This is a genomic window from Rahnella sp. CFA14(1/10) (assembly GCF_004195095.1).
Taxonomy (GTDB): Bacteria; Pseudomonadota; Gammaproteobacteria; order Enterobacterales; family Enterobacteriaceae; genus Rahnella; species Rahnella perminowiae.
Genome location: NZ_SEWS01000009.1, coordinates 203,620 through 229,857 on the forward strand (window position 1 = coordinate 203,620; position 26,238 = coordinate 229,857).

Consider the following 26,238-nt stretch of genomic DNA (forward strand, 5'->3'; position numbering starts at 1 on the left):
GCCTTCCTCACGTTTTTATCCGTAAAACGGATGAAAAACAGAATCAGTCTTTATCAATACGACTGGCAATAGCGCTTTGCTGGTCGCGGTATTTCGCGTCCTGACGACTATTGTACGGCCTTGCAGCAGAACCCGATAACGGCTCAAAACTCAGCGCGCCAATCAACATTCCCGGGCGAAGCGCCAGCGGGAGCTTACCTGAATTATAGAACTCCAGAACGATACGTCCCTTCCAGCCCGGATCAATACGGTGTGCGGTTACGTGCACCATCAGCCCGAGACGCGCCAGTGAGGAGCGTCCGTCCAGCCAGCCCACCAGATCGTCAGGAATAGTGACCGACTCATAGGTCACTGCCAGCGCCAGTTCGCCAGGGTGCAGGAAGAATGCTTCACCTTCCGGCAAAACAATCTCATCACTCATCACTTTATCGAGCGCAGCACTGACTTCGTCTTTCGGGCCACTCAGATCGATATAACCCGCGTTATGCCCGAGGAAAACGCGAAATCCGTTTCCCAGACGCACATCTACCGTTGCACCGTTAATCCGTTCAACCGGCGGACGGGGTGAAATGCCTAATTTGCCGCTGTCCAGCCAGGCTTCTATATCTCGGTCGCAAAGTCTCATCGTATCTCCGGTGTGGTGTTAACGGATTGTTCCGCGATTAATTGAAGAACTGGCTGATTTTAGCCTTGAGGATATCAATCGCAATCCGGTTTTTGCCGCCGCGCGGCACAATGATGTCTGCGTATTGTTTTGAAGGCTCGATAAATTGCAGGAACATTGGACGTACCGTTTTCTGATACTGCGCCATCACGGAATCCATTGAACGACCACGTTCGTTGACGTCACGTTTCATGCGGCGCATCAGGCATATATCCAGCGGGGTATCGACGAAGATGGAGAAATTCATTTCGTCACGTAAACGCGCGTCGGTCAGGAGCAGGATCCCTTCCAGAATAATCACTTTCTTCGGTTTAAGAGTGACGGTCTCTGGCAGACGGGTATGCTCAATGAAGCTGTAGCTCGGTAATTCAATTGCCTGACCAGACTTCATAGCCTGTAAATGCTGGAACAGTAAATTGTGGTCCATCGCACTTGGATGGTCGTAGTTGGTTTTGACCCGCTCTTCCATGGTCATGTGACTCTGGTCTTTATAGTAGCAATCTTCCGGGATGACCCCGATATGCTCATCACCGACCTGATCACGAAGTTCACGGTATAACGTACTGGCGATGAGGCTTTTTCCCGAAGCAGATGCGCCAGCGATACCCACGATGACACACTGATGGAATTTGTCAGACATAAAATTAAAGACCTGATTTGGAAGTTGGAAGGCAAGCACAGACATGTGCTTTGAACGCGCCAATTATAAGTACAACACACTGCCCGATGCCAGCGTTAAGGCGGTGTAATCGCTGACATCAGGCAATAATTCGCAGAGTTGGGGGATTAAACGGCTCTGAAGGCAATTTCTGTCGGGATGGCGTCGCCTTTCCAGAACAGTTGTGACGCAATTTTTGCCGCCAGTTCGCGGTAAATCACTGTGAATTCGCTTTCCGGATTAGAAACCACTGTCGGCTCGCCACGATCTAAATCCTCACGCAGTGAAATATGCAGCGGCAATTGCGCCAGCAATTCGCAGCGGTATTTCTCGGCCAGACGTTGCGCGCCACCGGTACCGAAAATCGGTTCGTGGTGCCCGCAGTTGCTGCACACATGCATGCTCATGTTCTCAACAATGCCCAGCACCGGCACATGGACTTTCTCAAACATCACGATGCCCTTCATCGCATCAAGCAGCGCAATATCCTGCGGCGTCGTGACCACTAAGGCGGCGGTCACCGGAATATTTTGCGACAGCGTAAGCTGAATATCACCGGTACCCGGTGGCAGGTCGATGACCAGATAATCCAGATCTGGCCACAGCGTATCCTGCAGCATCTGCATCAGCGCTTTGCTGGCCATCGGCCCGCGCCACACCATGGCGTTTTCATCTGTCACCAGATAGCCAATCGAGTTGGTCGCCAGGCCGTGCGCCATAATCGGCGACATGTGCACGCCATCCGGCGAGGTCGGGCGTTCTTCTTCAGTACCCAGCATATTCGGGACAGAAGGCCCATAAATATCCGCATCCAGAATACCGACTTTGGCACCTTCCGCCGCCAGCGCCAGCGCCAGGTTAACCGCCGTGGTAGACTTCCCTACCCCACCTTTGCCTGAACTGACTGCCAGAATATTGCGAACACCCTTGATACCCGGCTGTTCGTTTGCCCGTTTGATGGTGGCAATGTCATGGCGCAGATTCCACTGAATCGCAGATGCCCCCGTCACCCGCAACAATTCGCTGCTGGTTTCTTCCTTTAACGCATCAAAACCGCTGTTCCAGGCGAACGGCAGGGTCAGATCAATATGTAAAACTTCATCCATTAACACGCAGTGATGCAACGCTTTCATCGCGGGCAAATCTTTTTGCAGTGTGGAATGGCGGAAGGTGGCCAGTACGCCGGTCACGAGTGCGCGCAGCCCTGCGGGTGTGGTCTGCTGTGGGGATTGAGATGTCATCCCGGCTCCTTGAAAGGGGTTATCAGACGAGGTATCTGCCTTAAGCATAACAGAACACACGCAAGGAGATCCCCCCGTTTGTTTACGCGGGGCGGCGCTTTCGGTTAACATCAATGCCCCTGATTTCAACTACAGAAAGCAAGCTCTTACTATGGCTCAAGTCGCGAAAAAAATTTTGGTAACCTGTGCACTTCCGTACGCCAACGGATCCATCCATCTCGGTCACATGCTCGAGCACATCCAGGCTGACGTCTGGGTTCGTTACCAGCGAATGCGCGGCAATGAAGTGCATTTCATCTGTGCGGACGATGCACACGGCACTCCGATCATGCTGAAAGCACAGCAACTCGGGATCAGGCCGGAAGAGATGATTGCCGAAATGAGCCAGGAGCATCAGAAAGATTTCGCCGGCTTCGGCATCAGTTACGACAACTATCACTCCACCCACAGTGATGAAAACCGTGTGCTGTCAGAGCTGATTTACGGTCGTCTGAAAGAAAACGGTTTTATCAAGAATCGCACTATTTCTCAGTTGTACGATCCGGAGAAAGGCATGTTCCTGCCTGACCGTTTCGTTAAAGGTACCTGCCCGAAATGTAAATCGCCTGACCAGTATGGCGATAACTGCGAAGTATGTGGCGCCACCTACAGCCCGACTGAACTGATCGAGCCGAAATCTGTGGTGTCGGGCGCGACGCCGGTGCTGCGTGATTCCGAACATTATTTCTTTGATTTGCCTGAGTTCAGCGCGATGTTGCAAGCCTGGACCCGTTCCGGCGCACTGCAGGAACAAGTGGCGAACAAAATGCAGGAATGGTTTGAACATGGTTTGCAGCAATGGGACATCTCCCGCGATGCCCCGTATTTCGGTTTTGAAATTCCGGATGCCCCGGGCAAATATTTCTACGTCTGGCTGGACGCGCCCATCGGCTATATGGGCTCATTCAAAAACCTGTGTGACCGCCGCAGCGATCTGAATTTCGACGAGTTCTGGAAAAAAGACTCCACGACTGAACTGTACCATTTCATCGGTAAAGACATCGTTTACTTCCACAGCCTGTTCTGGCCGGCAATGCTGGAAGGCAGCGGTTTCCGCAAGCCGACTAATCTGTTCGTGCACGGCTATGTCACCGTCAACGGTGCGAAAATGTCCAAGTCCCGTGGCACGTTCATCAAAGCCAGCACGTATCTTAACCATCTGGATGCAGACTGCCTGCGTTACTACTACGCGGCAAAACTGTCTTCACGCATCGACGATATTGACCTGAATCTGGAAGATTTCGTGCAGCGTGTTAACGCCGATATCGTCAATAAAGTCGTCAATCTGGCGTCACGTAATGCCGGTTTTATTGCCAAACGTTTTGACGGCAAACTGGCTGATAAGCTGGCCGATGAAGCGTTGTACAAAACCTTCACCGACGCCGCGGAAAGCATCGCTCAGGCTTATGACAGCCGTGAGTCAGGTCGCGCCATCCGTGAAATCATGGCACTTGCTGATCTGGCCAACCGTTATGTCGACGAACAGGCTCCGTGGGTGGTGGCGAAACAGGAAGGCCGTGACGCCGACCTGCAGGCCATCTGCTCAATGGGAATTAACCTGTTCCGTGTACTGATGACCTATCTGAAGCCGGTTCTGCCTGCATTGTCAGAGCGCACAGAAGCTTTCCTGAATACCCGGCTTGACTGGGACGCGATTGCCCAGCCGCTGCTGTCGCATCAGGTGAATCCGTTCAAAGCGCTGTTCAGCCGTATCGAAATGGATAAAGTGACCGCGATGGTTGATGCCTCAAAAGAGGATATCGCTGCAGCCAAAACTCCGGCAACCGGACCGCTGGCCGATGATCCGATTCAGGAAACCATTACGTTTGATGATTTTGCCAAAGTGGATATGCGTATCGCGCTGATCGTAAGCGCTGATTTCGTCGAAGGTTCAGACAAACTGCTGCGTCTGAAGCTGGATCTGGGCGGCGAAACGCGTCAGATTTTCTCCGGTATCCGTTCTGCCTATCCTGATCCGAAAGCACTGGAAGGTCGTCTGACCATCATGGTCGCGAACCTCGCACCGCGTAAAATGCGCTTCGGCATCTCTGAAGGGATGGTGATGGCGGCGGGACCTGGCGGAAAAGACATCTTCCTGCTCAGCCCGGATTCCGGCGCACAGCCGGGTATGCAGGTGAAGTAAAACTCATGACCGCTCCTCCCCTTCGCAGGGGAGGGCGCAAAATCACTTCGGCCAGTTCGGCCAGATGGCTTTAGGATATTCTTTGTCAATATCCGATTTCGCCAGACCAATATCCTTCAGCTGATCCGCGTTCAGTGAATGCAAAATCTTGCGGCTGACGCGCCGCTCATTCCAGTCGTGCACGACGGCAAATAACTGTTTTACCCATCCGGCTTTTTTCTGCGGCATCTGTACTGCCCGCTCAGGTGTTGCGATCTCTGCACAGACACGCGTGTCACATCCGGCAAACTGCCGATCTTCAATGATTTTTTTCATATTCTGCTCCCGTTGACGACCTGACATCAGGATCTAACAAACGGTGAAAACATTACAGATTCAGTTTTTTTGTATTTCGACCATACAGATCTGGATCTGATGACAGATTAAGCGTTAGATTGTGTCCATCTGTACTGCTTTCTTTGCGCAGGCGTTGAGGAAAAGAAAATGAACCGTTACGAAAATCTGGCAAATGTCTTGAGTGACCGTATTGAACAGGGCCTGTATCCGGCGGGGATCCGCCTGCCTTCGGTGCGGGTGTTAAGCAGTGAACATGGCGTCAGCGTCAGTACGGTTCAGCAGGCCTACCGGGTGCTGGAAGAAAAACAGCTGGTGGAAGCGCGGCCCAAATCCGGCTACTTCGTGAAAGATGCGCGTCTGCAGGCAGCATTGCCGGCGGTTTGCCGCCCGACACAACGTCCTGTGGATATTTCCCAGTGGGATCAGGTGCTTGAATTGATCACTTCGCCGCATCGTCCCGGTGTGGTTCAACTCGGGCGGGGCTCGCCGGACGTCACGGCAGCCACGCTCAGGCCACTCAGCCGTCTGATGGGCCGGGCCGGACAGCATCAGAATCTCAATGCATTTCATTACGACAGCATTTACGGCTCGGAAGAATTGCGCGAACAAATCGCCCGCCTGATGATTGACAGCGGCAGCCACATGGATGCCAGCAATATTCTGATCACCACCGGTTGCCATGAAGCCCTGTCTATCGCTATCCGTTCGGTCTGCGAACAAGGTGATATTGTGGCGGTGGATTCGCCGAGTTTTCACGGAGCCATGCAAACCCTGAAAGGTTTCGGCATGAAAGCGCTGGAAATCCCGACAGACCCGGTGACTGGCATCAGCCTCGAAGCGCTGGAAATGGCACTCGAGCAGTGGCCGGTCAAGGCCATACAACTGACGCCAAACTGCAATAATCCGCTCGGTTACAACATGCCAGATGACCGGAAAAAAAGTCTGCTGCGACTGGCACAACGCTACGATATCGCCATTATCGAAGACGATGTTTATGGTGAACTGGCGTATCAGTATCCGCGCCCTGCTACCATCACTTCTTTCGATGAAGATGGCCGCGTATTGCTGTGCAGCTCGTTTTCAAAAACGCTGGCGCCCGGTTTACGGGTCGGCTGGATCGCGCCGGGTCGCTACCATGACCGCGCATTGCACATGAAATACATCACTACCGGCGCGTCGGCGACGCTGCCACAAATCGCAATCGCCGATTTCATCAGACAGGGACATTACCTGCAGCATATGCGCCGGATGCGTAATCAGTACCAGCGCAATCTGTGCATCATGACCGACTGGGTGATGAAGTATTTTCCGTGTGGTACGCGTGTCAGCCGTCCGCAGGGCGGTTTTTTGTTGTGGATTGAACTCGATGAACGCGTGGATACACAGCGCCTGAACCGGCTGCTCGAAGAACATCTCGTGCAAATTGCCATCGGTTCGATATTCTCTGCTTCAGGCAAATACCGTAATTGCCTGCGCATCAATTATGCCCAGCCCCTGACTGCAAAAACTGAACGCGCCATCCAGCAGGTCGGTCTGACGATTTCGCTGATGCTGGAAAACAGCTAAACGCCCATGCGGGGAGACTTTACCGTGCAGATAGAACCGTTACCGCCACTGAACACGCTGGTGGCTTTTGAATGCGTGGCGCGTTATTGCAGTTTTTCCCGGGCAGCCGATGAGCTGAATCTTACTCAAAGTGCCATCAGCCGCCAGATCATCCAGCTGGAGGAAATGCTCGGATGTAAGCTTTTCCAGCGCGCTCAGCGTAAAACGACCCTGACGCCACGCGGTGAAACCTATGCGCATCAGGTGCGTAAATTACTGGGCGATATTTCGCAATCCACGGCGGAAGTCATGGGCTGGAATGGTTTACCGCAGGTCACACTGGCCTGTACCAGCGCCATGAGCGGCCTGTGGTTGTCGTCCCGCCTGTCGTTATTGCGCCAGCTTTTGCCCGATTTGCAAATCCGCATGAAAATTTCCGACAGCTTTTCAGACCTTAAGTCATCAGAATTTGATCTGGCTATCTTCTATCTGTGGGAGCCGCCGCCCGGATACCACGTTCAGGCGTTGTTTGACGAAGTATGTTATCCGATGTGCTCACCGCAATTTCTGGCTCGTCTTCCGCCGGAGGCCAGCGCCGCCGATCTTCTGGAACAAACCCTGCTGATTCAGGATGATCCACAGCGTGAATGGACAGGCTGGCGCGACTGGTTTGCCTCACAGGGTGTCAGCTTCGTGACGCCGCGCAGAACGTGGCGCGCCAATAATTATCCGTTCCTGGTGCAATCGGCAGTGCTGGGCGACGGGATATTGCTCGGCTGGGAAGGACTGGTGCAGGATTATATCAATAACGGCCAGCTTGTCGCCGCGCATCCCGGCAAACTGGCGGCGGCAGGAAAATGCTACATGCTGACGCCGCAGGATCGGTTCCTAAAACCCATGGTACACAAAGTTATTAACTGGCTGAAACAGCCTTAAATAGTTTGCTTCCTCCCCTGCGAAGGGGAGATGGAGATTAATAAGAATCTTATATGTTAATTATATATCCGTCGGCGGGATTTTATTCCTTTCAAGGTATCTGCGTTTTCTCGCCGAATTCATGCCAATTAATGTAAATAATAGCCAGCATGACTGTGAAATACAGGATGCAAGGTTAAAATCATGACTTAATGAATACAGACCAAACACACCGCCGATTATATTAAGATAGGCGTAACTGTTAGCATCAACCGCTAGCCTGCGCATTTGAACCAGCGCATAAGCCAGAAGATAGCAAAACACGCCAATTAAGCCGACAACCGTATGCAGTTCCACCGGTCACTTCCCTTTTCAGACGTTGGTAGATCAGAAAAATAAAGCTTTTCAGGGTGTTCTGCCGCGCATTTTTCGCATACCCTCATGATAAATTCTCATGCAAGTTCAACAGGGGGTTTTGATATAAATCATCAAGGCAAACCATTGCGCCCATTGATCCACCCGGGATATTTCACCTGCACCTAAAAAATTCCAGCACGTACTATGGAGAAAATTAATGAAAGATAATAATTCCCCTTTGACGAAATTAATGCAGGATGCACAACTTAGCCGTCGCGGCTTTATTACCAGCGCTTCCGCTGTGGGTATTACGAGTGCCATGGGCTTTTCACCGTTCTCTGCTTTTGCTGCTGAACCGAAAAAAGGCGGCATATTAAAACTGGGTATGTCAGGGGGAAATACCAGTGATACGCTGGACCCGACATTATTTAGCGACTGGGTCCCGCTAAATCAGGCATATATGCTGATGAACGGCCTGATTGAAATTGACGAAAATAACAAAGCCACACCTGAATTATTCTCCGCGTGGGAGGCCAAACCCGGTGCTGCTGAATGGGTGTTTACCCTGCGCGAGGGCGTGACTTTCCATAACGGTAAGACGCTGGATGCCGATGACATTCTTTACTCCATCAACCTGCATCGCGGCGACAAATCCAAAAGCGCGATCAAGTCCCAGCTGGCCCCGATCACCGGTCTGACTAAACAGGGCGATAAGCAGATCCTGATCACGCTTGAAAGCGGCAACGCCGACCTGCCCTATCTGCTGGCGGATTACCATCTGGTGGTGGTACCGGCAGGCTTCACCGACTGGTCTCACCCGATTGGTACCGGTGGTTTTATCTTTGATCAGTACGAACCGGGTGTACGATCGCTGTTTAAACGCAACCCGAATTACTGGAAACCGGATCGCGCCTTTGTCGATGCCGTGGAAGTGCTGGTCATCAACGACCCGACCGCCCGCACCAACGCCCTGATTTCCGGTCAGGTTCACGCCATTAACCGCGTTGATTTCAAAACCGTCGACTTCCTTAAACGCAGCCCGGCACTGAACATTATTCGTTCTTCCGGCGGCCAGCATTTCACCTTCCTGATGGACTGCAGCGTTGCGCCGTATAACAACAACGATGTGCGCATGGCAATTAAACACGGCATAGACCGTCAGAAAATCCTCGACACCGTGCTGCGTGGCTACGGCTCGCTGGGCAATGACCACCCGATCCCTAAGACCGATCGCTTCTTCAATCACAGTCTGGAACAGCGCGTTTACGATCCGGACAAATCGAAGTTCTATCTGAAAAAAGCCGGTCTGACGGATCTTAAAATCGAACTGTCCTCCTCTGACGCCGCTTTTGCCGGTGCGCTCGACGCCGCCGCTTTGTTCCAGGGGCAGGCACAGAAAGGCGGTATTCAGGTCAACATTAAACGCCAGCCCGCCGACAGCTACTGGGACGATGTATGGATGAAAGCACCGTTCAGCATGGGTTACTGGGGCGGGCGTCCGACCGCTGACCAGATGTTCTCCACCGCCTATCAGTCGACGGCGAAATGGAATGACACCCACTGGAAAGATGAGAAGTTTGACGCCTTGCTGTTGCAGGCCCGTTCACTGCTCGATGAGGGCAAACGGGCCGAAATTTATGGCGAGCTGCAAAGTATCGTGCGCGATAACGGTGGCGCGATGATCCCGCTGTTCGGCGATTATCTTGATGCGGCCAGCAAAAAAGTCGGCGGTATCAAACCCCACCCGATGTTCAACTTCATGGGTGGTCGTCTGGCCGAGCGCGTCTGGCTGGAGGCATGATGAAGAAAAGGATTTTACAGCGGATCCTGTCAGGCATTGTCACGCTGTGGCTGGTTTCTGTGCTGATTTTTATCGGCACGGAAATGCTGCCCGGCGACGTCGCGACGGCCATTTTAGGCCAGAGTGCCACGCCTGAAACCGTGGCCGCGTTGCGTCTGCAACTCGGGCTGGATGAGCCGTCAGTGCTACGTTATCTGCACTGGCTGGCGGGCATTATGCATGGTGACTTAGGACAGTCGCTGGCGAACGGGCGTGCCATCAGCGATGAATTACTGCCACGTCTGGCAAACACCCTGTTCCTTGCCGGATATGCGGCGGTGATCGCGATACCGCTTGCCGTCGGTTTAGGCATCGCATCCGCCATCTGGCGCGGTTCCGTTTTTGACCGGCTGGCGAATACCCTGACGCTAATCAGTATTTCGGTGCCGGAATTTTTTGTGGGCTACATTCTGGTCATCGCTTTCGCTATCCGGCTGACATGGTTCCCGAGTCTGGCAATGGTGGACAGCAGTTCCTCGTTCATCGACCGTCTTTACGTCTGTACGCTGCCGATGGTTACCCTGACGCTGGTCGTGCTGGCGCATATGCTGCGCATGACGCGTGCATCAGTCACCGCAGTGATGGCCAGCCCGTACATTGAAAGCGCGGTGCTGAAAGGCATTCCGCGATGGCGGATTGTGGTATCTCACGCCCTGCCCAACGCCCTTGCGCCAATCATTAATGTCGTCGCGTTCAATCTGGCGTATCTGGTGGTGGGTGTCATCCTGGTGGAAGTGGTGTTTGTCTATCCGGGCATCGGGCAATACATGGTGGATGCGGTCACCAAACGCGACCTGCCGGTGGTTCAGGCCTGCGGCCTGCTGTTTGGCGGCACCTATATTTTTCTCAACACCACCGCCGATTTACTGGCGATCTGGTGCAATCCACGCCTGCGCCATGCGCGCTGAAGAGGGAACGCATGAACCGATATTTCATTAACATCCCGCTGTCGGCCTGGATTGGTATTGTGATCATTGCGGTGAACCTGCTGGCCGCTATTTTTGCGCCGTGGCTCGCGCCGCACAGCGAAACTGAACAGGTCGGTGACATTTGGTTGCTGCCCTCCGCCGCCACGCCATTTGGCACCGACAGTCTCGGTCGCGACATGCTGTCACGCATCCTGTTTGGTGCCCGCACCACCATTGCTATCGCGCTGACTATCACCTTCAGTTCTTTCATCATCGGCATCGTCACCGGCTTTACGGCGGCGATTTACGGTAAATGGGTGGATATGGTGCTGTCGCGCATCGTCGATACCGTGATGTCGATTCCGGTGCTGATTTTTGCGCTGATCGTATTGTCCGTGATGGGCACCTCTGTTCCCGTGCTGGTGCTGACCATCGCCCTGCTTGATGCCACCCGTGTGTTTCGTCTGGCACGGCTGGTAGCACAGGCAATTGTCTGTCAGGAATATGTTGAAGCGGCGCGTTTGCGTGGCGAGGGGCTGCGCTGGGTGCTGTTCCGGGAAATCCTGCCTAACGCCCTGCCGCCGCTGCTGGCGGAGTTTGGCATGCGCTTCTGCTTTACCTTCCTGTTTATCGCGGGCTTAAGCTTCTTAGGGCTGGGCATTCAGCCGCCGTATGCCGACTGGGGCAGCATGGTACGTGACAATGCTCAGGCGATTAACTTTGGTCAGTTCGCCCCGCTATATCCGGCGGCAGCGATTGCCTTGCTGACGATTGGCGTCAATCTGGTGGTCGACTGGCTGCTGGCACGTAACAGCCTGCCGCATGGAGACGAAGCATGACACGCACGATTTTAGAAATGCGCGGCCTGCGCATCGAGACCCTCGACGGTTCGCCGCTGGTGCAGGATATCTGCCTGAAACTGGCAGCCGGCGAAGTGCTCGGCCTGATTGGCGAATCCGGCGCAGGGAAATCGACCATCGGACTGGCGGCGCTCGGCTATGCACGTCAGGGTTGCCGGATTGCCGGTGGCGAAGTCTTGCTGGACGGCACGGATATCGTTTCTCAGCCTTCGCATATCAAACGTCAATGGCGCGGCAAGCGCGTGGCGTATGTGGCGCAAAGCGCAGCAGCCTCGTTTAATCCGGCGCTGACCATCGAAAAACAGGTCTGCGAAGGCCCGATCCGCCACGGTCTGATGAGCCAGGAAGAGAGCCGCCAGTGGGCGATTTCGCTGTTCCGCTCGCTGGATTTACCGGACCCTGAAAACATTGGCAAACGTTACCCGCATCAGTTGTCCGGTGGCCAGCTTCAGCGTGCAATGGCCGCCATGGCCATGTCCTGTAAGCCTGATTTACTGATTATGGACGAGCCGACTACCGCACTGGACGTCACCACGCAGATTGAAGTGTTGGTGATGCTGCGCAAACTGGTGCGCGAGTTCAACACGGCGGCGCTGTATATCACGCACGACCTGGCCGTTGTCGCCCAGCTTGCTGACCGGATTATGGTGCTGCGGCACGGCAAAGAAGTGGAAACTGGCAGCACGCAGACCATTCTGGAAAATCCGCAGCAGGAATATACCCGCAGACTGGTGGCGGAACGCGAACACGCCCTGACACCACTGACCGGCGGCCATGAAACCGCCGGTCAGCCGTTGCTGACGATGCGCAAACTGAGCACCGGCTACAACGGTAAGCAGGTAGTGCATGACGTCAGCCTGCAACTGCCGCGCGGCAAAACGCTGGCGATTATCGGCGAATCCGGCAGCGGAAAAAGTACGCTGGCACGGGCGCTGGTGGGTTTACTGACGGATACCGAAGGCTCGGTGGATTTCGACGGCATTTCGCTTTCACATCATTTCCATCAGCGCGATAAAGAAACGCTGCGCCGCATGCAGATGATTTATCAGTTGCCTGACGTGGCGCTGAATCCGCGCCAGACACTGCTGGATATCATCGGCCGCCCGCTGACATTCTATTTCGGCATGAACAAAAAGCAGGTGCGTGAGCGTGTGGAAGAATTACTGCGACTCACCGAACTGCCGGTCAAACTGATCGACCGTCGCCCCGGCGAGCTTTCCGGCGGGCAGAAACAGCGCGTCTGCATCGCCCGTGCGTTGGCTGCGCAGCCGGAACTGATTATCTGTGATGAGGCGACGTCAGCGCTCGATCCGCTGGTGGCGGAAGAAGTACTGAATCTGTTGCGCCGCTTACAGGAACAACTCGGGCTGTCGTACCTGTTTATCACCCACGATTTAGGTACGGTGAAACGTATCGCCCATCAGGTGGCCGTGATGTATCAGGGTCAGGTGGTCGCCAGCGGCGATACTGACGTGGTCTTCAGCGCGCCAATGCACAGCTATACCGAAAAACTGCTGACCTCCGTACCGGAAATGCGCACCAGCTGGCTGGATGACGTTCTCGTCCAGCGTGGCACGGCGCTACCTGCGGCAGCGATTTCCCCGACAGGAGTCTTATGAACACCAAACGCATCGTGACTGAATTCCCGCACGCCGTCACCGTGACTGAACATCTGTGGATCCCGCTCCGTGATGGCACGCGTCTCGCTGCGCGCCTGTGGCTGCCGGACGACGCTGAACAGCAGCCGGTTCCTGCGATCCTCGAATACATCCCTTACCGCAAACGCGACGGGACCCGCACCCGCGACGAACCGATGCACGGTTTCTTCGCCGGCAACGGCTACGCAGTCGTACGTGTGGATATGCGCGGCAGCGGCGAATCCGACGGATTGCTGGCCGATGAATACCTGCTTCAGGAGCAGGACGACGCACTGGAAGTCATTGAGTGGATCGCTGCACAACGCTGGTGCAGCGGCAATGTGGGCATGATGGGCAAATCCTGGGGGGGCTTTAACGGTCTGCAGGTCGCTGCCCGCCGCCCTGCCGCCCTGAAAGCCATCATCACTGTCTGCTCCACCGACGACCGTTACCGCGACGATATTCACTACAAAGGCGGCTGTCTGCTCAACGACAATCTCTGGTGGGGCGGCATTATGCTGGCGTATCAGAGCCGCCCGTCGGATCCGGCGCTGGTCGGTGAAAGCTGGTACAAAGACTGGCTGAACCGTCTGGAAAATATGCCGTTCTTCCCGGCATTATGGATGGAACATCCGCTGCGCGATGAATACTGGCAGCACGGTTCCGTATGCGAAGACTGGCCGGCGATCCAGTGTCCGGTCATGGCCATCGGCGGCTGGGCCGACGCCTACAGTAACGCCGTGTTCCGCCTGATGGATAATCTGAAAGTGCCACGCCGCGCCATTCTCGGCCCGTGGGCACATATTTATCCGCAGGACGGCACACCGGAGCCGGCAATTGGTTTCTTACAGGAAGCCGTGCGCTGGTGGGATCACTGGCTGAAAGGTGAAGACAATGGCGCGATGGAAGGCCCGATGATCCAAACCTGGTTGCAGGACAGTCAGCCGCCATCGGCGATGCGTCCGGTCAGCCGTGGCGAATGGGTGGGATTTGATCGCGGCACCGCCAGCAATATCAGTCACAGCCCGCGATGGCTGACACGCGGCCAGCTCAATACCCAACCGGACGTTGATGCCGGGGTGCTCAATATCTGTTCGCCGCAAAACCATGGCCTGATGGCCGGTGAATGGATGGGCGCAGGCGTGCCCGGCGAAATGCCGCCGGATCAGCGTGTCGATGACGGTATGGCGGAAATCTTTGACGGCGAACCGCTGGCTGAGCCGCTGACCATTTTCGGCTTCCCGGAATTTACCGTCGAACTGAGCAGCGATAAACCGGCCGCCATGTTGTATGTCCGGCTTTCTGACGTCGCGCCGGACGGTTCGGTAAACCGTGTCACGCACGGGTGGCTGAATTTGTCGCATCTGCACGGCCATGACCAATCTGTGCCCCTTATTCCCGGCCAGAAAGTCAAAGTGCCTGTACAACTGGACGGTATCGCACACCGTTTTGCCACCGGCCACCGGATGCGGCTCTCGCTGGCCACCACCTTCTGGCCGATGATCTGGCCGATGCCTGAAGCCGCGACGCTGACGTTAGATTTGCACAGCGCGCAACTCAGCCTGCCGGTGTGCGGGCAACCGGTGTCGGTTGATGGCCCGATCAGGGAACCACAAAGCGCACCGCTGACGCCGCAAACTGTACTGTCCCCCGGCCGCGTTGACCGTAACATCACTTACGATTTCCTCACGGACAGCTGGACCAGCGTCACGCATGGCGTGGGGGGCGTATTCGGCGAAGGCGTTTACCGCTTTGATGATATCGACACCACCGTCGACCACAGTCTGCGTCGTGAACTGACGGTCAGTAACAGCGATCCGCTTTCCGCCCGTTATCTGCTCACACAGACCATGAAAATGGGACGTGAAGGCTGGTGGATGGAGGCGGAAATTACGCTTGAACTGCGCAGCGACCTGACGCATTTCATCGTCAGCGGTGATATGGTCGTCAGCCTCAATGGTGAGGAAGAGTTTACGAAATACTGGCATGAGAGGATTGCGCGGTAAACTTGCTCCTCCCTTTCTCAGGCGCGGGAGCCGATCGCGTCATTGCGGGTTTCGCTTTTAGCTCCTCCCCTTCACAGGGGAGGAGCTGATCGAATTCAAATTTTAAATCTCAGGAATAATCGCCGTAATATCCCGGCTCTCAAGTACCCGCCCGTCCTGCGCGTGGATTTCCAGCTTACGCAGCGGCTGGCGGCTTTCGATATCCACCAGTTGCGTACAGGCTTCGCCTTCTTCAAACAAATATTCACTTCCCCACTGCCCCAGCGCGACCAGCACCGGTTGCAGCGCCCGCCCTTTTTCGGTCAGTACGTAATCCTGATACGCCGAGCCGTCGGCAGCGGGTTCAATCTTTAAAATGCCTTCTGCCACCAGCGCCTTAAGCCGGGTGCTGAGAATGTTTTTCGCCGCCCCCAGACTGCGCTGGAATTCGCTGAATCGCGAGATGCCGTACATCGCGTCGCGGACAATCAGCAATGTCCACCAGTCGCCGATTAAATCCAGCGCACGGCCAGCCGGACAAGGCGTGTTTTCCAGACGGGTTCGTTTCATGGCACTTCCTGCTTAATGCGTTTAAGAAAATCTGGTTGCATTATAAAACCACCGGTGCTAAAAATCATCTGGTTTTATTATTAAACCAATTACTCAACACCGAGGTTATACCATGTCAGATACAACTCGCTCTCAGCCCCTGGCCTTAATCACCGGCGCATCCACCGGCATTGGCGCAACCTATGCCGATCGCCTGGCGAAACGTGGTTACGATTTAATCCTCGTTGCCCGTGACGTTCAACGCCTGAACGCGCTGTCGGACCGCCTGCAACAGGAAACCGGCGTCAGCGTCACTGTGCTGCCTGCCGATTTAACCCGCAGCGAAGATTTAACCCGCGTTGAGGAATTTATCCGCGCTACACCGCAGATTTCGCTGCTGGTGAATAATGCCGGCGCTTCGCTGAAAGCCGGTTTTGAAAACAGCGACGCCAATGCCATCGAAAATCTGATCGCCCTGAACGTTACCTCCGTCGCACGTCTTTCCCGCGTGGCCTTCGACGGCCTGATCAGCCACAAAGACGGGGCAATTATCAATATTGCATCTGTCATGGCGCTGGCACCGGAATTGCAGTCTGCGGTGTATTCCGCCACCAAAGCCTTTGTACTGACCTTCAGCCAGACGCTGCAATTTGAAATGGCCGGACGCGGTCTGTACGTTCAGGCGGTGCTGCCTGCCGCAACGCGTACAGAAATCTGGGAACGTTCTGGCAAAAATATCGATGAAGTCCCGGGCGTGATGGAAGTGGGTGAACTGGTGGATGCCGCCTTACTGGGCTTTGACCGCAAAGAAAAAATCACCATTCCACCACTACAGGACGAAAAACAGTGGAACGATTTTGATGCCCTGCGCGGTGCGATGGTGCCAAACTTCCTGCAGGCTCATGCCGCACCGCGTTACAAAGCCTGACAGTGAGACATTGACCAGTAACATAAATTTACTGGTCAATGTGGATTCGCTTTGCAAATATGTTAATTCGATAACTTTGTGAAGTGAATGCGATGACTGAATATGTAATTGCTGCACCTGAAGTTCCGTCTCTCGCCGTCGAAGGCCAGAGCGCCCGTTTCCCGTTGCGCCGCGTGTATTGCGTTGGGCGCAACTATTCCGAGCACGCCCGCGAAATGGGCCATGATCCTGATCGCGAACCCCCTTTCTTCTTTGGCAAACCGGCTGATGCCGTGGTTCCCGCCAGCGGCAATGTGCCCTATCCGACCCTGACCGAAGACCTGCACTATGAAGTGGAGCTGGTCGTCGCGATGGCAAAAGGCGGTAAAAATATTGCCGCTGAAGACGCACTGTCACACGTCTGGGGTTACACCGTGGGTGTGGATTTGACCCGTCGCGATATTCAGGCACAGGCCAAGAAACTGGGACGTCCGTGGGATTTCGCCAAAGGGTTTGATGCTTCCGCACCGGCGAATCCGCTGCTGCCGGTGAGTGAGACAGGTCATCCGGCGGCCGGTAAAATCTGGCTCGACGTGAACGGTGAGAAACGTCAGCGCGGTGATTTGAGCGACCAGATCTGGCAGGTGGCGGACGTTATCAGCTATCTGTCTCAGGCGGTGGAACTCAAACCTGGTGATCTGATCTATACCGGTACACCAGCCGGTGTGGGACCGGTCGTGCGCGGTGACGTGATCACCGGCGGCATCGAAGGTCTGAGTGATTTCAGCTTCACTATCGTGTAATACCTGCGGGACGCCTTATTTCAGGCGTCCTTCTCGCCAATTTTCCGGGCCATTTCTTCCTCAATCAGCGGAATAAGTTTCTTAAACGCGCAGGCGCTTGAGGGATCAAACAGCGACAGGGTTTCTATCTGGCTCAGTAAAATCACCTTTCGAAATTTCAATACACTCACCGGTTCTGACACAGGTGTGATGCCATGTTCCTGATAATAGCGGGCATAATTGTGCTCGACGCGCAGCTCCAGCGTATCTTTATCGCGATAGCCGCTGACCATCGGGATCACCACAACGTTGTCTGATGAACTCGTTTCACATTTTGCGGTATGTACCATGCCGATATATACGCGCCGCGACTGTAACGTGATAAACACCATATCGCCCTCTTCCATACACTGATACAACAGCCCTTCCACGCCGTTGGCGCGGGTGAGTTGTTTGTACAGTTGTTTGCGTCCGGCAGTATTGAGGCGTAAGCCCGGCGACCAGGTGGTGCGCACCAGGCACAGCATCACGGAAACGGCAAGCATAATCACCACCGGTGCCTGAATGCCTAAAAAGCTCCAGTTGATGAAATCACGATGGTAGTGCACATCCTGTTGCTGATGCGCCAAAGCAGGCAGCCAGTTGATGACGTCAGAAATCCCCCACAGCACCAGATACACCAGCGCGATGACCAGCACCCCCTGCAGGACAAAAATACAGCCATACAGAGCCACCAAAAAATAGACGTCCCAGCCGAAGGTGCGTTTAAGTTTGAAACGCGATGAAATGTCGCGGGTGGTGTACCAGTAGCCGCAGACCATTAAGACCATGAAAACCGCTGTCGCCATTACAGTACGCTCATACGTTTGACGTGACGGGCAAAGTCTTTCTGCATCTCCTGATTAGCCAGGTTGACTGACGCCGTACCGTTTTCATCAATCAGAATACGCTCACCTTCTTCCAGCGTGTTATCCCTGTCTGCGGTACTTAGCAGCCCGAGGAATTTTTCCGGGCTGGAGAATATGTGTAAAAAAATCTTCAACATTTGCTCCCCTCTCATCATAAAAGAATAAGCCTAGTCAAAGGAGAGAGGCGCTATGGCTGTTTCGGATTTTTTTACCGGGCACGAATGAAAAAGGGCCACCTTCACGGCAGCCCTTTGCTGAAAATCTGCGAAACGAATTATTTCGCGTTAAGACTTGCCTGATGCGCTTCTTCCTGCTCAGCCTGTTCGGCATGCACTTCAGCCGCACGTTTACGCAGACCAATCCACCCCAGGACCAGCAGGAGGATCAGCACCGGGATGGTCGCCACCGTGTAGGTGCCGTTCGGGTAGTCAAATGCCATCAGGATCAGCACGCCCGCCAGGAACGCCAGCGTCAGCCATGAGGTTACCGGTGCCCACGGCATCTTGAAAGACACGTCTTTTGCACGGCCTTCTTTGATGGCAGTACGCAGTTTCATCTGACAGACAATGATGAAAGCCCATGAACTGAGGATGCCGAGTGAGGCGACGTTCAGGACGATCTCAAACACCTGTGAAGGTACGTAGTAGTTGAGAATAACACCAACAATGTAGATGCCGACAGTCACCAGAATACCGGCGTACGGCACCTGCTGCGCACTCATCTTAGACATGAATTTCGGTGCTGAGCCGCCCATCGACAGGGAACGCAGAATACGACCGGTGGAATACAGTCCGGAGTTCAGGCTCGAAAGCGCCGCCGTCAGCACCACGATATTCATGATAGTACCGATGTAAGGCACGCCCAGCTTACTAAAGAAGGTAACAAACGGACTTTGCCCCGCCTGATACGCATTCCATGGCAGCAGCAGAACCAGCAGCACCACGGAGCCGACGTAGAACAAGGCAATACGCCAGATAACGCTGTTAATGGCTTTCGGCAGCACTTTCTCAGGATCTTTAGTTTCGCCCGCTGCGGTACCGACCAGTTCGATGGCTGCGAATGCAAAGACCACGCCCTGCACCAGAACCAGCGCCGGCAACAGCCCGTGCGGGAAAATACCGCCGTTGTCGGTGATCAGATGCAGGCCGGTGGCGTTACCGTCCAGTTGTTTGCCGGTGCCGAGGAACACCACACCAACCACCAGGAAGATAGCGATCGCGGCCACTTTGATCAGCGCAAACCAGAATTCCATCTCAGCAAACCATTTCACGCCAATCATGTTCATGGTGGCGACAATCGCCAGTGCGCCCAACGCAAACATCCATTGCGGAACATCACCGAAGGTTCCCCAGTAGTGCATGTACAGAGCCACTGCGGTGATGTCGACAATGCCGGTCATCGCCCAGTTCAGGAAGTACATCCAGCCTGCTACATAAGAAGCTTTTTCACCCAGAAACTCACGGGCATAGGATACGAAGCTGCCGCTGGTCGGACGGTGTAAAACCAGTTCGCCCAGTGCACGCAAGATAAAGAATGAAAAAATACCACACACCGCATACACGATAGCGAGTGCCGGGCCTGCCATCTGTAAACGCGCCCCCGCGCCGAGAAACAGACCGGTACCGATAGAACCACCAATGGCAATCATCTGAACCTGACGGTTGCCCATACTCTTGTGATAACCGTGATCGTGGGAATCCAGCCAGCGCCGTTTAGCCGCGTGCTTCGCCTCTGCCGTTTTCTTATGAGACTTCATTATGAGTTGTTCTCCAAAATAACCTTCACCTGACGCCGGGTGCTGCAAGCAAACGATTGCAAGCCTCGCCGTTTATGGGGTTTACCCACTGTAGTTTTTTTAGCCGGAACTGTTTTGGTGCAATAACGGCGAAGGATGCTACCTGTTCTCACTAACCGTGGCAAAAAAAACCGTCATAAAAAATTGTGAACAGTCATATTTCGCGATGCAAATTTTGCGTCTGCGTGCGGTCAGGACAATTATTTCGGCAGACTCTCTTTTCTCACCCGTTCGATATTAATGGAGAGATACATAATTTCTTCCGTGGTCAGTTCGCGCTGATATTGCGCGGCCAGATAATCGGCGATTTTTTCCGCGCACAACCACGCCTGCGGATAATTCTCTTTCACCGCCACATGCAGGGTCATGTCGTCGTCGGCCACCACCGTGCGGCTGAGCATGCGCTGGGCGAAGAATTTAAGATGGGTGACGAAACGCTGGTAGCTCAGTGCTTCTTCGTCATATTCGATACGCAGCTGGTATTTCACCAGATTGAGGATTTCCTGCATCACACGGGTGATCTGCGCCACTTCCGGCATTTCACCGTTAAGTTGTGCGTTGACCAGATGCAGGGCAATAAAGCCCGCTTCATCCACTGGCAGCCGTACGCCGAGACGGGTGTCGATGATCTCCAGCGCTTCCAGCCCGAGGGCATATTCTTTCGGGTAGAGACGGCGGGTTTCCCATAATAAGGCATTACTGATAGGCACTCCCTTCTTCTGCCGTTCAATGGCAAAATTGCAATGGTCGGTGAGTGCGATATACAGGTTTTCCTGGAGTTTCCCCAGCCGCCCGCGAGCCAGTGAAATAATCTGATCGCAGGTCGTCATCACTTCCATCGGAATATGCGACAACAGCTCCGTCAGATGTGCGACCAGTTCGTCATTCTGCAGGGCGAAGACTTTCTCGATTTTGCTGTCATCCAGTTCATCCCCGGCTTTCTTCATAAACGCCAGCCCGCGTCCCATAACGACCTGTTCGCGCTGCTGTTCGTTGACGACAACCACCACATTATTATTGAGTATTTTGGCGATTTTCATTGTGACTCCCTGAAAAGAAAAACCCAATCGTCCGTACGGATGATCAGGTTTTGTCTGCCGCAGTCTGCGGATCTGCCTGTTAATTTTACCAGATCCGATCCGCAGTCAGGCGTAAATTTTGTACTCAGAACGTGACGATGGCCTTAAGTCCGGTCACCCAGGCATCCTGCGTTTCCTTCACCCCGCCCGGCCGGTACCAGTATTGCAAATCCGGTTGCAAAACCAGCCATGAACGCACTTTGATCTGATAATACAGATCGGCGTTGACGGAATGGCCTGACAGCGGCGTATACAGCGGATTGCCGTAATCATCGACCTGATAAAGAGTATTCAGGTTTTCCTGATTCTGACGGTAATGGTTACTCATCTGAATATGTGTCACACCCAGGCCCAGCCAGTCTTCCGGACGCGCATCAAACAGCCCGCGATAGCGCAGGGAAGCCGCCTGCGTGTAATGAATGGTATTACTGCGCTGGTCGCCTACTCCCAGGCTGTATGACACGCTCATGCCACGGTTCGGATCATCACCGCGCTGTGTGATCTGCTGGTTGAAGCCGGTATACATAAACCAGGTGCTGCTGTGTTTGCGGTAACCTTGCGGATCCGTTGCGCCGACACTTTGCGTTTTCCCCTGCGACAAATCGGTTTGCGGCGAATTGGTATACAGCAGGCCGAAGTTATAAATACCCGGCAAACCATTCACCTTGGTTTTCAGTTCCGCTTCCATCGGCAGCAGGATACCGCGGGCGCCTTTCAGGGAACCGCTCCAGGCGTATTTACGATCCGACGCGTCCGGGTTCTGTTCCATGATGCCGGTTTTCAGCGTCAGTTCCGATGTCAGTTTGTACTGAACCGTGGTGCCCCAGTAATGTTTATTCCAGTTGTACCAGGTCATCGAGTTGGCGGATTTACCGCCGCACTGGCTCAGCAACTGAAAATCACAGGGGATTATCTGGTCGAAGTCCTGATTTTTGTTCATCATGCCGATGCGCCAGTGCAGTTTGCGATCATCGAAACTACGGCCAAAGGTCAGCCAGCCCAGACGGGTTATGGACTGTCCGCCCCAACTCTCCTGCGCAAGGTCGTTAAATCCGACACGCGGATCCTGTGTACGTTCTGTGGTCAGATTATCGTTGTGGTTACGGTTAACAATGTTCCCTTCGATGGCCGCGTCGGGAATGCCGGTGTACATTTCCAGATCCTGCGTAAAAGTCAGCGAGAACTGATCGATATACGCCAGATGTTTATCATGGTTGTAACCGCCACCAGCGTTGTAAGAGGATTCACTCAGATAACCGAGCTGATAATGGAAACCGTGGTCTTCGATGATCGGACGGATACCCAGCATATCGCCGAACATGCCCTCGCCCGGCGCTTCAAAACCAAGCACGGTACCGTTCCAGTTACCGGCGGCCTGGGCAGAATGACTATGTAGTGCAGAGAAACACAATACCCAAAATCCATATTTCAGCAGGTGCTTTATTTTATAATTTTCTTTATATTCAGGTGTCGGAGAAGTCAGAGAAAGCGTCATCATTATATTTCCGTCTGATTATTTTAAATGATCATTATTGTTATTTTTAATACAGAGCGAACAGGCGGCTTATAATTTATAAGCCGCAGGGTTATCTATTATTAATGGCAAAAGTCAGATCAGGATTTTAAAGATGCGCCGTTTGAACTAATCACTTCCTGATACCAGAAGAAGCTTTTCTTACGGCGGCGCTCCAGCGTGCCATTACCCTGATCATCACGGTCAACATAGATATAACCGTAGCGTTTGGAGAATTCCGCTTTCGAGGCACTGACCAGATCAATCGGCCCCCAGCTGGTATAGCCCATGACTTCCACGCCATCTTCAATGGCTTCACGCACCTGAACCAGGTGGTCATTGATGTACTGAATGCGGTAATCATCATGAATGCTGCCGTCAGCTTCAACTTTATCGCGCGCGCCCAAACCGTTCTCGACAATAAATAACGGTTTCTGATAACGGTCATAAAGCTCGTTCATTAAGAAGCGCAAACCCTCCGGGTCAATCTGCCATCCCCATTCGGAACTTTGCAGATGCGGGTTCGGCACCATATTTAATATATTGGCACGCGCTTTAATATTTTGCTCTTCATCGGTGGTGACACAACCGGTCATGTAATAACTGAATGAGATAAAATCAACGGTTTCTTTTAACGCCGCTTTATCTTCCGCCGTAATAGTAATGTCCATGCCACGATCTTTAAAGAAACGCTGCATATAAGCCGGATAGGCACCCCTTACCTGAACATCGCCGAAGAATAACCAGTCGCGGTTTTGCTGCAACGTTTCCATCATATCGGCCGGTTTGCAGGTCAGCGGATACAGCATGCCCCCGAGCAACATATTACCGATTTTACCGTCAGGAATAATCTCGTGACAGGCTTTAACCGCTTTGGCACTGGCAACCAGCTGATGGTGGATGGCCTGATAAACTTCCTGCTTGCTGCTGTCTTCCGGCAGTCCCACGCCGGTGAACGGCGCATGCAGCGACATATTGATCTCGTTAAAGGTCAGCCAGTGCTTCACTTTATCTTTATAGCGGGTGAACACGGTACGGGCGTAATTTTCAAAGAAACCGATGGTGTCGCGACTGCCCCAGCCACCGTGTTTCTTCACGAGGCCGTACGGCATTTCGTAGTGAGAAAGCGTCACCAGCGGTGTAATACCGTATTTTGCCATTTCATCAAACAGGCGGTCGTAGAATGCCAGACCCGCTTCATTCGGCTGTGATTCATCACCCTGCGGGAAGATACGCGTCCAGGCGATTGAGGTACGCAGCACGGTAAAGCCCATTTCGGCGAACAATTTCATGTCCTGCGGATAACGGTGATAGAAGTCGATGGCAACATCTTTCACGCCGAAATCCCCTTCCGTACGTTCCTGCACCGGGCCGAAAACTCCCTGCGGTTGTAGATCTGATGTGGATAAGCCTTTACCGTCTGTCAGGTATGCCCCCTCCACCTGATTGGCTGCGACGGCTCCGCCCCATAAGAATCCGTTTGGGAATTGTTTGTTCATATGAACCTCCAGGCTCTGTTCGTTAGCGTAATAAAGTCAGTAAAGGGGTCTGTTCGCGGGCATCCTGCCCGACACCGGCCGGAATGACGTCAAGATAATCATCGCTGTTGGTGACAATCACTGGGGTAGTCAGGTCATAACCCGCATCCGTAATGCCCTGCAAATCGAATTCCAGAAGCAGATCACCCTGTTTCACCACCGCATCGACAGCAACGTGTGGCGTAAAGAATTTGCCGTCGAGTTTCACGGTGTCGATGCCGACGTGGATCAAAATTTCTGCGCCGCTTTCCGATTCAATTCCGATGGCGTGATGGGTTTTGAACAGTGAAACCACCGTGCCATCCACCGGTGACACGACTCTTCCGCTGACAGGCACAATGGCCACACCTTTACCCAGCAACCCGCTGGCAAATGTCGGATCTTTCACAGTATCGAGCGCGATACACGGACCGCTCATCGGGCTGGCGACCAGCGTTTTGCCACGCGGTGCCTGGATGGCTTCCGCTTTGGCCTTTTCGCTGACTGCCGGTGCGACCGCTTCTTCTTTCATCCCGAAGAAATAAGTCGCCAGTGCGGCAAACAGTATGGCAATCAGGGTGCCGGCAATCGCCGCCGTCACCGTGTTATTAAACCCTGCCGGCGGAATAATTTGGGTGAAGGTGAAAATACTGGGGAAACCGAAGGAGTAGGCAGTCGTCTGGAAATAGCCGAGGATCGCCGCGCCCAGCGCCCCGCCGATGCAGCCGAAAATGAACGGACGGCGATGCGGCAAGGTGATGCCATAGACCGCCGGTTCAGTAATACCGAAAATCCCGGCGCTGATCGCCGACCCTGCCAGCGCTTTGGTACGGGCATCTTTGGTGCGCAGCATCACACCAGCGACCGCACCGACCTGCCCCATCACCGCAGGCAGTAACAGCGGAAGCATAGTGTCATGGCCGAGCACGCTGAAGTTGTTGATCATCAGCGGCACCAGCCCCCAGTGCAGACCGAAGATCACACACACCTGCCACAGCGCACCCATAAAGGCACCCGCGACCATCGGGCTGACGTGATAAACAAACTGGTAGCCATTGGCCAGTTGCTGACTGGCCCAGGTCGCCACCGGACCGATAACCAGGAATGTCAGCGGCACAATCACCATTAGGCAGATTAATGGTGTAATAAAGTTACGCAGCGCGCCGGGCAAAATTTTCATTGCCCGCTTTTCCAGCCAGCTTGATGCCCACGCGGCCAGGATCACCGGGATAACCGAAGAGGTATAATTGATAAAGACCAGCGGGATGCCGAAGAAATGCTCACCCTGTGCGCCAGGCTGCTGTGCATTAAAGGCGGCAATCATCAGCGGATGCACCATCGCGCCGCCAATCATCATGGTCACAAACGGGTTACCGCCGAATTTTTTACCGGCGGTATAACCGATCACCAGCGGGAAGAAATAGAACATAGCGTCGCTGGCGGCGAACCAGACTTTATAGGTCCCGCTTTCCGGCACCATCCAGCCGCAGGCCAGCGCCAGTGCCAGAAAACCTTTCAGGATCCCTGATGCGGCCATAATGCCAATAAACGGCGTGAAGATGCCTGAGATGACATCGATGGCTCTTGCAAACAAACTGTCTTTTTCGCCGGTGTCGTCGTCACCGCTGTCGGAAAGCGCGCTGCCTTTCACCAGCGCGTCATACACTGCACCGACGTGGTTGCCGATCACCACCTGAAACTGACCGCCGCTCTCGACCACCATGATTACGCCCGGATTTTCTTTCAGCCCGGCTGCATCGGCTTTACGGGTGTCTTTGAGTTTAAAACGTAAGCGGGTGGCGCAATGCACCACACTGTTAACGTTGTCCTTTCCGCCCACTCCGCGGAGAATTTCATCGGCTAATGTTCTGTATTCCATAGTGTCATCTCATCAGAGTAATGGCGTCGTGCACGACATTGCCGTTGTGTTTCAAAGGGGCGGCCGGCCCCTGAATTCAGGCCAAAAAAAAACCTAAATTTCCCGATTCTTTGCGATACACAAAGAAATGAGAAATTTAGGTTTTGCCTGTCAGACAGTAACAATCCTGCTTTCTGAACCG

Annotated in this window: 23 protein-coding genes; 10 read left to right on the forward strand and 13 right to left on the reverse strand. The window is 53.9% G+C overall.

Annotation, left to right across the window (positions count from 1 at the left end; all coding sequences use genetic code 11):
• Positions 1–43: 43 nt before the first annotated feature.
• The 3 genes from dcd to apbC form a co-directional block, all read right to left on the reverse strand.
• Positions 44–625 (reverse strand): dCTP deaminase, encoded by a 582-nt coding sequence (gene dcd, locus EVX52_RS18790; RefSeq protein ID WP_120133513.1) that lies wholly within the window; start codon positions 623–625, stop codon positions 44–46.
• Positions 626–662: 37 nt separating this feature from the next.
• A complete protein-coding gene (gene udk, locus EVX52_RS18795; protein WP_013575064.1) occupies positions 663–1,304 on the reverse strand; it encodes a uridine kinase in 642 nt (213 codons plus the stop codon).
• 146 nt (positions 1,305–1,450) lie between these two features.
• Positions 1,451–2,563, reverse strand: coding sequence for an iron-sulfur cluster carrier protein ApbC (gene apbC, locus EVX52_RS18800; protein ID WP_129952673.1), 1,113 nt, complete (start codon positions 2,561–2,563; stop codon positions 1,451–1,453).
• 109 nt (positions 2,564–2,672) lie between these two features.
• On the opposite strand from apbC, the gene metG reads away from it, so the two are divergent.
• Positions 2,673–4,745, forward strand: a complete 2,073-nt coding sequence (gene metG / locus EVX52_RS18805; protein ID WP_255466766.1) for a methionine--tRNA ligase — start codon at positions 2,673–2,675, stop codon at positions 4,743–4,745.
• A gap of 42 nt (positions 4,746–4,787) precedes the next feature.
• Here the strand turns inward: metG and EVX52_RS18810 are convergent, their stop codons facing one another.
• Complete coding sequence (locus EVX52_RS18810; protein WP_129952671.1) at positions 4,788–5,060, reverse strand: DUF1127 domain-containing protein; 273 nt, start codon at positions 5,058–5,060, stop codon at positions 4,788–4,790.
• A 168-nt stretch (positions 5,061–5,228) separates the two neighbouring features.
• Between EVX52_RS18810 and EVX52_RS18815 the strand changes: the two genes are divergently transcribed.
• Both EVX52_RS18815 and EVX52_RS18820 read left to right on the forward strand, forming a co-directional pair.
• Entirely contained in the window at positions 5,229–6,647 is a 1,419-nt protein-coding gene (locus EVX52_RS18815) for a PLP-dependent aminotransferase family protein (protein ID WP_129952670.1), read from the forward strand.
• Positions 6,648–6,671: 24 nt separating this feature from the next.
• Entirely contained in the window at positions 6,672–7,562 is an 891-nt protein-coding gene (locus EVX52_RS18820; protein ID WP_129991880.1) for a LysR substrate-binding domain-containing protein, read from the forward strand.
• Positions 7,563–7,622: 60 nt separating this feature from the next.
• Here the strand turns inward: EVX52_RS18820 and EVX52_RS18825 are convergent, their stop codons facing one another.
• Entirely contained in the window at positions 7,623–7,898 is a 276-nt protein-coding gene (locus EVX52_RS18825) for a hypothetical protein (protein ID WP_015696885.1), read from the reverse strand.
• A gap of 217 nt (positions 7,899–8,115) precedes the next feature.
• Here EVX52_RS18825 and EVX52_RS18830 point away from each other — a divergent pair, with 217 nt between their 5' ends.
• The 5 genes from EVX52_RS18830 to EVX52_RS18850 are packed head-to-tail and all read left to right on the forward strand — an operon-like array spanning position 8,116 to position 15,149.
• Positions 8,116–9,699 carry an ABC transporter substrate-binding protein gene (locus tag EVX52_RS18830; protein ID WP_129952668.1) on the forward strand — a complete coding sequence of 528 codons (1,584 nt, stop codon included), beginning with the start codon at positions 8,116–8,118 and terminating at the stop codon, positions 9,697–9,699.
• Positions 9,699–10,646 carry an ABC transporter permease gene (locus EVX52_RS18835; protein ID WP_129952794.1) on the forward strand — a complete coding sequence of 316 codons (948 nt, stop codon included), beginning with the start codon at positions 9,699–9,701 and terminating at the stop codon, positions 10,644–10,646. The genes EVX52_RS18830 and EVX52_RS18835 overlap by 1 nt, the downstream gene beginning before the upstream one ends.
• An 11-nt stretch (positions 10,647–10,657) precedes the next feature.
• Positions 10,658–11,485, forward strand: a complete 828-nt coding sequence (locus tag EVX52_RS18840) for an ABC transporter permease (RefSeq protein ID WP_129952667.1) — start codon at positions 10,658–10,660, stop codon at positions 11,483–11,485.
• A complete protein-coding gene (locus EVX52_RS18845; protein ID WP_129952666.1) occupies positions 11,482–13,125 on the forward strand; it encodes an ABC transporter ATP-binding protein in 1,644 nt (547 codons plus the stop codon). The genes EVX52_RS18840 and EVX52_RS18845 overlap by 4 nt, the downstream gene beginning before the upstream one ends.
• Positions 13,122–15,149, forward strand: coding sequence for a CocE/NonD family hydrolase (locus tag EVX52_RS18850; protein WP_129952665.1), 2,028 nt, complete (start codon positions 13,122–13,124; stop codon positions 15,147–15,149). Before EVX52_RS18845 ends, EVX52_RS18850 begins: the two co-directional genes overlap by 4 nt.
• A 102-nt stretch (positions 15,150–15,251) precedes the next feature.
• On the opposite strand, the gene EVX52_RS18855 is transcribed toward EVX52_RS18850, so the two are convergent.
• Positions 15,252–15,698, reverse strand: coding sequence for a helix-turn-helix domain-containing protein (locus tag EVX52_RS18855; protein ID WP_129991881.1), 447 nt, complete (start codon positions 15,696–15,698; stop codon positions 15,252–15,254).
• A 112-nt stretch (positions 15,699–15,810) separates the two neighbouring features.
• Here EVX52_RS18855 and EVX52_RS18860 point away from each other — a divergent pair, with 112 nt between their 5' ends.
• Entirely contained in the window at positions 15,811–16,605 is a 795-nt protein-coding gene (locus tag EVX52_RS18860; protein ID WP_129991882.1) for an SDR family oxidoreductase, read from the forward strand.
• A gap of 92 nt (positions 16,606–16,697) precedes the next feature.
• Entirely contained in the window at positions 16,698–17,387 is a 690-nt protein-coding gene (locus tag EVX52_RS18865; protein ID WP_129952662.1) for a fumarylacetoacetate hydrolase family protein, read from the forward strand.
• A gap of 20 nt (positions 17,388–17,407) precedes the next feature.
• Here the strand turns inward: EVX52_RS18865 and EVX52_RS18870 are convergent, their stop codons facing one another.
• The 7 genes from EVX52_RS18870 to bglF form a co-directional block, all read right to left on the reverse strand.
• Positions 17,408–18,214, reverse strand: a complete 807-nt coding sequence (locus EVX52_RS18870) for a hypothetical protein (protein ID WP_129952661.1) — start codon at positions 18,212–18,214, stop codon at positions 17,408–17,410.
• Positions 18,214–18,411: a hypothetical protein gene (locus EVX52_RS18875; RefSeq protein WP_129952660.1), complete on the reverse strand. Its 198-nt coding sequence runs from the start codon at positions 18,409–18,411 to the stop codon at positions 18,214–18,216. The genes EVX52_RS18870 and EVX52_RS18875 overlap by 1 nt, the downstream gene beginning before the upstream one ends.
• Positions 18,412–18,548: 137 nt before the next feature.
• Positions 18,549–20,030 (reverse strand): L-asparagine permease, encoded by a 1,482-nt coding sequence (gene ansP / locus EVX52_RS18880; RefSeq protein ID WP_129952659.1) that lies wholly within the window; start codon positions 20,028–20,030, stop codon positions 18,549–18,551.
• A gap of 239 nt (positions 20,031–20,269) precedes the next feature.
• Positions 20,270–21,109, reverse strand: coding sequence for a transcriptional antiterminator BglG (gene bglG / locus EVX52_RS18885; RefSeq protein WP_129952658.1), 840 nt, complete (start codon positions 21,107–21,109; stop codon positions 20,270–20,272).
• A gap of 124 nt (positions 21,110–21,233) precedes the next feature.
• Positions 21,234–22,469, reverse strand: a complete 1,236-nt coding sequence (locus EVX52_RS18890; RefSeq protein WP_238485985.1) for a carbohydrate porin — start codon at positions 22,467–22,469, stop codon at positions 21,234–21,236.
• A gap of 293 nt (positions 22,470–22,762) precedes the next feature.
• Positions 22,763–24,160: a glycoside hydrolase family 1 protein gene (locus tag EVX52_RS18895; RefSeq protein WP_129991883.1), complete on the reverse strand. Its 1,398-nt coding sequence runs from the start codon at positions 24,158–24,160 to the stop codon at positions 22,763–22,765.
• Between the two features lie 22 nt (positions 24,161–24,182).
• Positions 24,183–26,057 (reverse strand): PTS beta-glucoside transporter subunit IIABC, encoded by a 1,875-nt coding sequence (bglF, locus tag EVX52_RS18900; RefSeq protein WP_129952656.1) that lies wholly within the window; start codon positions 26,055–26,057, stop codon positions 24,183–24,185.
• Positions 26,058–26,238: the final 181 nt, after the last annotated feature.